This is a genomic window from Pseudomonadota bacterium (genome assembly GCA_018823135.1).
In the GTDB taxonomy this organism is placed as follows: domain Bacteria; phylum Desulfobacterota; class Desulfobulbia; order Desulfobulbales; family CALZHT01; genus JAHJJF01.
The window spans coordinates 76,167-85,319 of sequence record JAHJJF010000070.1 but is presented as its reverse complement, the minus strand read 5'-3'; the positions used below and the strand labels follow the sequence as shown (position 1 = coordinate 85,319).

Sequence of the window (9,153 nt, the reverse complement as noted above, 5' to 3'; positions counted from 1 at the left end):
ATCCTTTGAAAATGATCAGGGCCATATCGCTGTTTCTGACGCATTTGAGCCTGGCACCAAAATTCGTGTTTTCAAAGGTGAGCTTGAAGGATTTGACGGAATTTTCCTGGAAAGTCGCGGCGACGACCGGGCGATAATTTTATTGAATCTGTTAAACCGGATGGTCAAAACTGAACTATCCGGCGATTTGCTCGAAGCTGTCTAATATGGCGCAAACTCTGCCGGAAGAATTGTCCACACAATGAAATAATCCGGGCAGACAACATAGTTATTCTCGACAATTTATTGAACTCCGGACGGACTTCTTCACCCGAATGGCGGTAGCATGCCTGAAATAACAGGTTGCATGCCGGTTCAAATTGACGGAGTGATATCCAAGGTAAATCGAATTCACATGATTGTCGGTCTCGCAAAAAACACGAGACGGGACGCATATTCCGTTCCTAAATTTTTTAAATCATCAGGAGCGATAATTCAAGTTTTGACTTTTCTCCCATTGGCCATAAATACCACACCATCATGATTGATAATTTACGGAAAATTTTTTCCCTTATCACCCATCAGGAAAGGAAGCAGCTGTACTGGCTGCTCCTGGCAATCCTGATTATGGGTTTGCTTGAAATTACCGGCATCGCTTCCATCATGCCGTTTATGGCGGTTCTGGCCAAACCAGAAATAATAGAAACAAATAAGCTTTTATCACACGCCTACATCCTTACCGGACTGACAAGCCACAATCAATTCCTCTTTTTTCTGGGTGTCGTGGTTCTGTTGATTCTTGTCTTCAGCAACAGCTTTGCGGCCCTTACTACGTGGCTTCTGCTGCGTTTTGTCTTTCTTCGAGGGCATGTACTCTCTAGCAGGCTTTTCGAAAAGTATCTGGGCGCGCCTTATTCTTTTTTCCTGAACCAGAATTCCTCAGAGCTAGTAAAGAATATTATTACAGAGATTCAACGAGTTGTTGTTGGAGTTTTGTCTCCTACTCTGCAAATTATTACGCGAACAGTTATTGCTTTGTGTATTTTCGCGCTGTTGATTGCCATGGACCCGTTATTGGCAGTAATTGTCTTTATGGTTTGCGGCGGACTCTACGGCACTGTTTTCAAATTGTCCAAAAAAAAATTAGCTGCGCGCGGCAAAATGTCAACCGAGGCTCAGGGACAACGATTTAAACTCGCAGGGGAGGCTTTTGGTGGGATTAAAGAGTTGAAACTGATGGGGAGAGAGGGTGAATATTTAAAACGTTACATGAAACCATCCTATGATTTTGCCGTTTGCGATTCAACAAGCCAAGCTATAACCCTTTTGCCAAAATATGCATTGGAAACCATCGTCTTTGGCGGCATGTTGCTTATAATGCTTTACCTGATTTTACTCAAAAAAGATCTTGCCCAAATCCTACCGATGCTTGTGCTATATGCCTTTGCCGGATATCGCCTGATGCCAGGACTTGATCGGATATTTCAAGGTATCTCGCAGATTCGATATCATTCCGCTGCACTTGATATAATCCACCGCCATTTCCAGATCGAACCAGACGACCGGGAACCTCTCCAGGGGAATAACCCGACCGTTGAATCCCTATCATTCAATAAAGGCATAACACTTAATAATATAACCTTTACCTATCCACAATCAGATGCAACCGTTATTAGCAATCTCAGCCTGTTTATCAAGGCGAATACAACAGTTGCTCTTGTCGGTAAAACCGGTTCTGGCAAAACAACTTTGATTGATATAATTCTTGGCCTTTTGCCCATAGACTCTGGAGAGATGTCCATTGATGGCACCTTGATTGAAGTGGCGAATTTAAGATCCTGGCAAAACAATATCGGCTATGTACCACAACAAATTTATTTGGCGGATGATACGGTTACCAGAAATATTGCTTTTGGTGTTTCTGATGAAGAAATTGACCGCGAAGCTGTGATAAATGCCGCGAAAATCGCTAATATCCACGACTTTGTATTAAATGATTTGCCCCATGGTTATGATACTGATTTGGGAGAACGGGGCGTAAGGTTAAGTGGGGGGCAACGGCAGAGGATCGGTATTGCCCGGGCTCTTTATCATGACCCAAAAGTGCTTGTTCTAGACGAGGCAACAAGTGCACTTGACGGTTTGACCGAAAACGTCATTATGGATGCAATTCACAGTCTTTCACATGAAAAAACAATTATTATAGTCGCACATCGTCTCACAACAGTTAAGGAGTGTGATTTGATTCATCTGTTAACCCAAGGATGCATAGCAGGCAGTGGAACCTACGAAGAATTAATTTCATCTTCTGCAGAGTTCCGAAAGATGGCAGAGTCAGGTATGTCTGAACCTAATAATGGATTTAAGATAGATAAGGAGTCTGAAATTGTTTGATGGCAAATCAATTTTAATCACCGGTGGGACAGGATCTTTTGGAAAACAGTTCACCAAAACGATCCTGGAAAGATTCCATCCGAAACGTCTGGTTATTTACTCCAGAGACGAGTTGAAGCAGTTTGAGATGCAGCAATTTTTAAATGATCCGGTAATGCGATATTTTATCGGTGATGTCCGAGACTTGCCAAGACTGACCCAGGCGATGAATGGCATTGATTATGTCATTCATGCCGCTGCGTTGAAACAGGTGCCGGCAGCAGAATACAACCCGATGGAATGCATCAAAACAAATATTCATGGGGCGGAGAATGTCCTCCAGGCTTCACTGGCAAACAATGTTCAAAAAGTCATCGCCCTGTCAACTGACAAGGCAGCCAATCCCATTAATCTTTACGGGGCAACAAAACTTGCCTCGGACAAGCTGTTTGTCGCCGCGAATAATCTAGCAGGCAGACATCTAACCCGTTTTGCCGCTGTTCGCTATGGCAACGTCGTTGGCTCCCGTGGATCTGTTGTGCCGTTTTTTAAAAAACTTATCGAGGATGGTGCCGAAAGTCTCCCGATTACCCATCCTGATATGACTCGTTTCTGGATAACCTTGCAAGACGGGGTGAATTTTGTCTTGAAAAACTTTGAGAGGATGAAAGGCGGGGAAATCTTTGTACCAAAAATTCCTTCCATGCGCATAACCGACCTTGCCGAATCAATTGCCCCAGGATTGCCTACACACACAATTGGCATCAGACCTGGTGAAAAAATCCACGAAATCATGTGTCCGGCTGATGATTCCCATCTTACCCTTGAATTTGCAGACCACTATGTGATTACACCAAGTATAGCTTTTATCAGAGCGATAGATTTTACAACCAACTCTATTGGTGAACATGGAAGTCCGGTTGCACAGGGCTTTGAATATAATTCCGGATCTAATCCGCATTTTCTGACTATTGACGAGTTAAGATTGTTAAACTGATTATGAAAACTATTCCATACGGTCGTCAAAACATAAACAAGGATGATATCCAGGCGGTAGTTGAAGTCCTGGAATCTGATTACATAACTCAAGGGCCGGTGGTTCCCACATTTGAAAATGCTGTGGCAAGTCACTGTGGCGCACAACATGCAGTAGCGGTCAATAGTGCCACCAGCGCACTCCACATCGCATGCCTGGTCTTAGGCGTTGGCAAAGGAGATCTTGTATGGACGACCCCGATTACCTTCGTGGCGACTGCCAATTGTGCCTTGTATTGCGGTGCACAGGTTGATTTCGTGGACATCGATTCACGCACCTATAATTTAAGCGTGGAGCGACTGGCAGAAAAACTGGCCCACGCGGAAAAGATAGGAACTCTACCCAAAGTCGTGATTCCCGTGCATATGTGTGGCCAGCCCTGCGACATGGCAGGTATTCATTCACTAAGCCAGCGGTACGGCTTCAAGATCATTGAAGATGCCTCGCATGCCATTGGCGGTCGCTATAAAAACGAACCTATCGGCAACTGCCGCTACAGCGACATCACCGTATTCAGTTTTCATCCCGTCAAGATCATTACCTGCGGCGAAGGCGGTATGGCCCTGACCAACGATACACAATTGGCCAAGCGATTACGGCTGCTCCGAAGCCATGGCATTACCAGCGATGCGGCAGCCATGCATCCTCGGACACCGGATGAAATCTGGAACTACCAGCAAATAGATTTGGGTTTCAATTACCGCATGACTGACATACTTGCTGCCCTTGGTTTAAGCCAATTGCAGCGACTGGACGAATTCGTTACTAAGAGGCAAATAATTGCAAAACGATATGACCAGATGTTATCCGGTCTGCCCGTGGTTACGCCATTTCAATACTCAGACGGTTATTCCGGTTTTCATCTCTATGTTATTCGTTTGAAGTTGACTGAAATAAATAAAACACATTGTCAAGTATATGAAGCTCTGCATGAGGCGAATATTCTCGTAAATTTGCACTACATCCCTGTGTACCGCCAGCCGTATTATGCAGACATGGGTTTCGAGACAGGATATTGCCCGGAAGCTGAACAATTTTATGCCGAAGCGATCAGCATACCGATATATCCGGGGCTGACGGAAACTCAACAGAATCAAGTGGTAACCGCATTAAGGGAGGCAACAAGCTGATGAACATCGCTATCATTCCCGCTCGCGGCGGAAGCAAACGCATCCCCCGCAAGAATATCAAGCTCTTTGCCGGCAAGCCCATAATCGCCTGGCCTATTGAAGCAGCAAAAACATCTGGTCTGTTTGATCGCATTATCGTTTCCACCGATGACCAGGAGATCGCAGAGGTGTCTAAACTTTGGGGCGCAGAAGTGCCTTTCATACGGCCGGATGAACTCTCGAATGACTATGCGGGCACCACCGAAGTCATCTCTCATGCAACACAATGGACTTTGGATCAGGGTTTAGACGTAACAGCAGTGTGCTGCATTTATGCGACTGCGCCTTTTGTTCAGGTGGCAGATCTTGTGGCTGGATTGCACATGCTGGAAACGAATGACTTGGGTTATGTGTTTCCTGTTACCGTCTTTCCCTCAGCTATCGAGCGTGCACTTCGTCAATTACCGAATGGTTTAATGGAACCATTTTATAATCAATATGTACCGTTTCGAACTCAAGATCTTGAGCCAGCCTATTATGATGCAGGTCAATTTTATTGGGGTTTGACACAAACATGGCTAGAAGGAAAGATAATTCACAAGCATGGTGCTGGCTTGGGTATCCCCAGTTGGCGTGTGGTTGATATTGATACTATCGAAGATTGGCAACGAGCCGAATTGATGTTTGAGGTCTTTAATAGCGCAAAATTCCCTGTCTAAGGACATTTTAAGATAATTATTGTCGGAGATTAATATGGTTGAAAAATTCAAAACACCCCAAGAGGAATTTTGGGCTGGTGAGTTTGGTACTGACTACATTGGCCGGAACAGCAGCGTGCAAGGCCTGGCATCAAACCTGAATCTTTTCTTAAAAGCTCTTAAACATGCGGGGTTGGTTACATCCTGCCTTGAATTCGGGGCGAACATAGGAATAAACCTGAAAGCGCTTCAACTTCTTTATCCAAGTATTCATCTGAAGGCGATTGAAATCAACCACAATGCCGTAAAGCAACTCACAAACTTGGTTGGCGAGAGCAATGTGTTTGAAGGTTCAATTCTCGAATATCCGATAGTCGATAAAGTGGATCTCTCATTGATAAAAGGCGTCCTGATTCATATTAATCCAGACATACTGGATTCTGTTTACGAAAAATTATATCAGGCATCAAACAGGCTAATATTAGTGTGTGAATATTACAGCCCCACCCCCATATCCATTCCGTATCGGGGTCATGTGGACCGCTTGTTTAAAAGGGATTTTGCGGGAGAAATGCTGGGAAAGTACCCTGACCTAAAACTGGTAGATTATGGTTTTTTGTATCGCCGTGACCCAGCTTTTCCTCAAGATGACATTACTTGGTTTCTGATGCAAAAATCATAATTAGAAAGATTTATAGTTGAATAACTTTCATTTGCTGTAAATGATTATTTATTTGAATTTTGATCAGTCTTCAGACTTTCAAAAATTCGCCGAAGGATGTACCGACAAAGATTTCAATCAATAAATAATTTCCGTCAGAAAGAAATACAACGAGGTGATTGAGATGGAAAAACCCAGAATACTTGAATGCACCTTGCGAGATGGCAGCTACGAAAACAACTTCCAATTTACCGAGGATGATACCAGACAAATTTGTAAAGCTCTTGAAGATGTCGGCTTCGACTTGATTGAAGTGGGTCACGGCATGGGACTTGGGGCATCTGAGAAAGGTAAGGGCATAGCTGCGGAAACTGATGAAGTTTATCTCCGAGCTGCTTCTGAGTCCATACATAAGTCCGATTGGGGTATGTTCTGCATACCAGGAATCGCAGAATTAACCCACATCGATTTGGCAGCACAATATGGAATGAAGTTCATCCGGATCGGTACTAATATTGAACAATATCAACAGGCAGAGCCATTTATTTCTTTAGCGAAGAATCATGGAATGTTTGTTTGTGCAAATTTCATGAAATCCTATGTTTGCCCTCCAACTGCTTTTGCTAAGTATGCCATCGAAGCTGAAAAGTTTGGTGCAGATGTGGTCTATCTTGTTGACTCTGCAGGGGGAATGCTACAGGACGAGATTTCATCTTATGTTTACGCTGTTCGGGAGCAGAGCGAATCCTTGCGGTTAGGTTTTCATGGTCACAACAACCTCGGCCTTGCAGTAGCTAATTCACTACAAGCAATCGAACTGGGAGTTGAAATAGTTGACACCTCACTTCAGGGATTTGGGCGGGGTGGAGGCAATGCTTCAACCGAACAAGTTTTATGTGCTTTGATGCGCCAAGGTATTGACATGGATATTGACCCGATTGCAGTGATGGATGTTGCTGAAAAATTCATACAACCAATGATTAAGTCGGTTGGATTAAGCTCAATTGATATGATTTCAGGGCTAGCTCTTTTTCATTCTAGCTATATGCCTACAATCGAAAAGATCTCTAAAATTCACAGGGTTGACCCCAGAAAACTGATCGTATCAGTCTGTGAAAATGATCGGGTTGAGGCACCAGAAGAGATGGTTGACGAGCAGGCCAGAAAACTTTCCAAACAGGGAGCACATGGATCCTGGAAACCTCTCTACAAACACTACTACGGAGGCGAGCAGAACTGATGTCAGAGGCTTCGTCTCTTCTTTCAAATACCTTCGCGCAGCGCTCTGGATCTACAGCCCTGATCTGTGGTGAGATTAGGCTGAGCTATGCACAGTTATATCGACGTGCCGCTTCACTGGTGGAAAGGCTTCGGCTGGATGGCATAAATCGCAGGATGACGGTAGCCGTCGAACTTAGTAATTCAATCGATTTTGCCGTGGTCTACATAGCTGGGGCTGTTGGTGGTTACCGGATCGTTCCGGTGAATCCAGCGCTGCCGGAATCCCAGAAGCAATACCTTTATGCTAATACACCCCCTGATAAGATCATTCGTAAAGGATTGCATCTTGACGACACTGCGATACTGAAAGTCCACGATAGCGGATATCATTTTGATCCTGATGCAGAGCTGATTTTTTTCACCTCTGGAACCACCAGTCAGCCCAAAGGTGTAAGGCACTCTTTCGCCAGAATGGTGGAGAATGTGTCGGCATTTAATCGGTTGGCCGGGATTGATGAGACGACTGTCATGATAAATGTCATGCCGATGTCATACATGGCGGGTTTTTTGAATACTTTACTGTCACCCCTGCTTGCTGGCGGGACAGTGATCATCACTCCTGGGTTTTCCGCAGATATGGCCCGTAACTTCTGGCCTTTGGCCATACAGCATGATATCAATACCCTCTGGCTGTCCCCAACCATGGCAGCCATGCTGGCACGTCTCAATCGCTCCGAGGAAATAACGGCTTGGACGACAAAAAATCTACATCAGATCTTTGTCGGAACAGCACCTCTACCACAGACTGTAAGGAATGCATTTGAGACTGTCTTTGGCGTCATCTGTCGTGAGAGTTACGGGATGACCGAGGTTCTACTGGTCTCCTGTCAGGTGGAAGAAGACGGGTTTTGCGATGGTTCAGTCGGCAGGGTATTGGATGGTGTCGAGATACAAACTCGCAACGCAGCAGGACACGACTTGACACCGGGAGAAGAAGGAGAGTTGTGGCTGCGTTCTCCGTACATGCTTATTGAGTACCGAATCGGAGAATGCGGGGAACCGCAACAGCCATTTTTAGACGAATGGCTACCGACCGGTGATCTGGGTCGGATAGATTCTCAGGGACGATTGTACATAACTGGTCGTCTTAAAGATTTGATTATCCATGGCGGTATCAATGTAAGTCCAAGAGCTGTCGAAGATGTATTAATTTCTCATCCCGAAGTTTCGGAGGCGGCAGTGCTCGGTAAAGCTCACCCTTTCTGGGGCGAAGAGGTGATAGCTTTCATTGCCCTTAAAAATGAATCTCCAAGCAAACTGGAAGACCTGAAATCTTATTGTCAAGCTCGTTTAGTGCCGGATGCTGTTCCGAGTCGTTTCGAAGTATTAAGTAAACTACCGATGACAGTAACTGGAAAAATCAGAAAAGAGTTGCTTCGAAAGCATTTATGATTATCGGGTTTGATCATATCGCTCTAACAACAACAGATCTTTTTGCTAGTAGAGATACCTTGTTGGCGAAGGGATATAAATGCCTTTTCTTGGAGCATGCTCTTCCAAACGATGCGCAAAAAGCCAAGTTGCTTTCACACTACCGGGAGGTTCATGATATCGCATATTTCAGTCCGGTCGCCGGCACCGGTATTGTTATTGAGGTTATTGATCACGGTTCTGAGGAAGTTGGGACTTGTGGCCCCTTTTCACTTGAAGATGATCTGTTGTTACTGCGAACAGATAATGTTAATAACGAAAAAGATTTTTGGAACAAGGTACTCCGCTTTGAGCCAGGATGTAATGAAACAATGAAGCTAACGTCTCCAGTTCCAGGCTGGTCAGTTCGGATTAAATTCATAAAAGGTACCAATATACAAAACTGCATGCTCGATTCGCCTGGTTTTACCTGCGCAGCATTTTACACAAACAACATTTGCGTTGATATAGACAAGGTGAAGATTTCAGGTGGCTGGGATATTGTCGATCCCTTCGATTTTACGGTAAATGGTAAATTTCTTAAAATAGCTATGTTTAGGACTCCCGGAGGGGCTCTATGCGAATTCATTCAGCCGGAGATTTGAC

At 44.6% G+C, this 9,153-nt stretch carries 9 protein-coding genes; all 9 read left to right on the top strand.

The genetic code is table 11. The features are described from left to right. On the top strand, positions 1-205 hold a 205-nt coding region (locus tag KKE17_07630), incomplete at its 5' end, for a transcriptional activator RfaH (protein ID MBU1709858.1). 314 nt (positions 206-519) lie between these two features. Continuing rightward, complete coding sequence (locus KKE17_07625; protein ID MBU1709857.1) at positions 520-2,373, top strand: ABC transporter ATP-binding protein/permease; 1,854 nt, start codon at positions 520-522, stop codon at positions 2,371-2,373. Beyond that, positions 2,366-3,349 (top strand): UDP-N-acetylglucosamine 4,6-dehydratase (inverting), encoded by a 984-nt coding sequence (gene pseB / locus KKE17_07620; GenBank protein ID MBU1709856.1) that lies wholly within the window; start codon positions 2,366-2,368, stop codon positions 3,347-3,349. Before KKE17_07625 ends, pseB begins: the two co-directional genes overlap by 8 nt. Before the next feature lie 2 nt (positions 3,350-3,351). Beyond that, the gene (gene pseC, locus KKE17_07615) at positions 3,352-4,518 is read left to right on the top strand and encodes a UDP-4-amino-4,6-dideoxy-N-acetyl-beta-L-altrosamine transaminase (protein MBU1709855.1); all 1,167 of its coding nucleotides are present in this window, start codon (positions 3,352-3,354) and stop codon (positions 4,516-4,518) included. Continuing rightward, positions 4,518-5,216, top strand: coding sequence for a pseudaminic acid cytidylyltransferase (gene pseF / locus KKE17_07610; GenBank protein MBU1709854.1), 699 nt, complete (start codon positions 4,518-4,520; stop codon positions 5,214-5,216). The genes pseC and pseF overlap by 1 nt, the downstream gene beginning before the upstream one ends. Before the next feature lie 34 nt (positions 5,217-5,250). Continuing rightward, positions 5,251-5,877: a pseudaminic acid biosynthesis-associated methylase gene (locus tag KKE17_07605; GenBank protein ID MBU1709853.1), complete on the top strand. Its 627-nt coding sequence runs from the start codon at positions 5,251-5,253 to the stop codon at positions 5,875-5,877. Between the two features lie 163 nt (positions 5,878-6,040). Next, positions 6,041-7,096 carry a 4-hydroxy-2-oxovalerate aldolase gene (locus KKE17_07600; protein ID MBU1709852.1) on the top strand — a complete coding sequence of 352 codons (1,056 nt, stop codon included), beginning with the start codon at positions 6,041-6,043 and terminating at the stop codon, positions 7,094-7,096. Beyond that, the gene (locus KKE17_07595; GenBank protein ID MBU1709851.1) at positions 7,096-8,529 is read left to right on the top strand and encodes an acyl--CoA ligase; all 1,434 of its coding nucleotides are present in this window, start codon (positions 7,096-7,098) and stop codon (positions 8,527-8,529) included. Before KKE17_07600 ends, KKE17_07595 begins: the two co-directional genes overlap by 1 nt. Next, positions 8,526-9,152, top strand: a complete 627-nt coding sequence (locus tag KKE17_07590; protein MBU1709850.1) for a hypothetical protein — start codon at positions 8,526-8,528, stop codon at positions 9,150-9,152. Before KKE17_07595 ends, KKE17_07590 begins: the two co-directional genes overlap by 4 nt. The last annotated feature ends 1 nt before the right edge of the window (position 9,153 follow it).

Bases quoted from the DNA above. Each gene is read 5' to 3' on its own strand.
- KKE17_07625 (MBU1709857.1), top strand. From the start codon at position 520: ATGATTGATAATTTACGGAAAATTTTTTCCCTTATCACCCATCAGGAA.
- pseC (MBU1709855.1), top strand. From the start codon at position 3,352: ATGAAAACTATTCCATACGGTCGTCAAAACATAAACAAGGATGATATC.
- pseF (MBU1709854.1), top strand. From the start codon at position 4,518: ATGAACATCGCTATCATTCCCGCTCGCGGCGGAAGCAAACGCATCCCC.
- KKE17_07605 (MBU1709853.1), top strand. From the start codon at position 5,251: ATGGTTGAAAAATTCAAAACACCCCAAGAGGAATTTTGGGCTGGTGAG.
- KKE17_07600 (MBU1709852.1), top strand. From the start codon at position 6,041: ATGGAAAAACCCAGAATACTTGAATGCACCTTGCGAGATGGCAGCTAC.
- KKE17_07595 (MBU1709851.1), top strand. From the start codon at position 7,096: ATGTCAGAGGCTTCGTCTCTTCTTTCAAATACCTTCGCGCAGCGCTCT.
- KKE17_07590 (MBU1709850.1), top strand. From the start codon at position 8,526: ATGATTATCGGGTTTGATCATATCGCTCTAACAACAACAGATCTTTTT.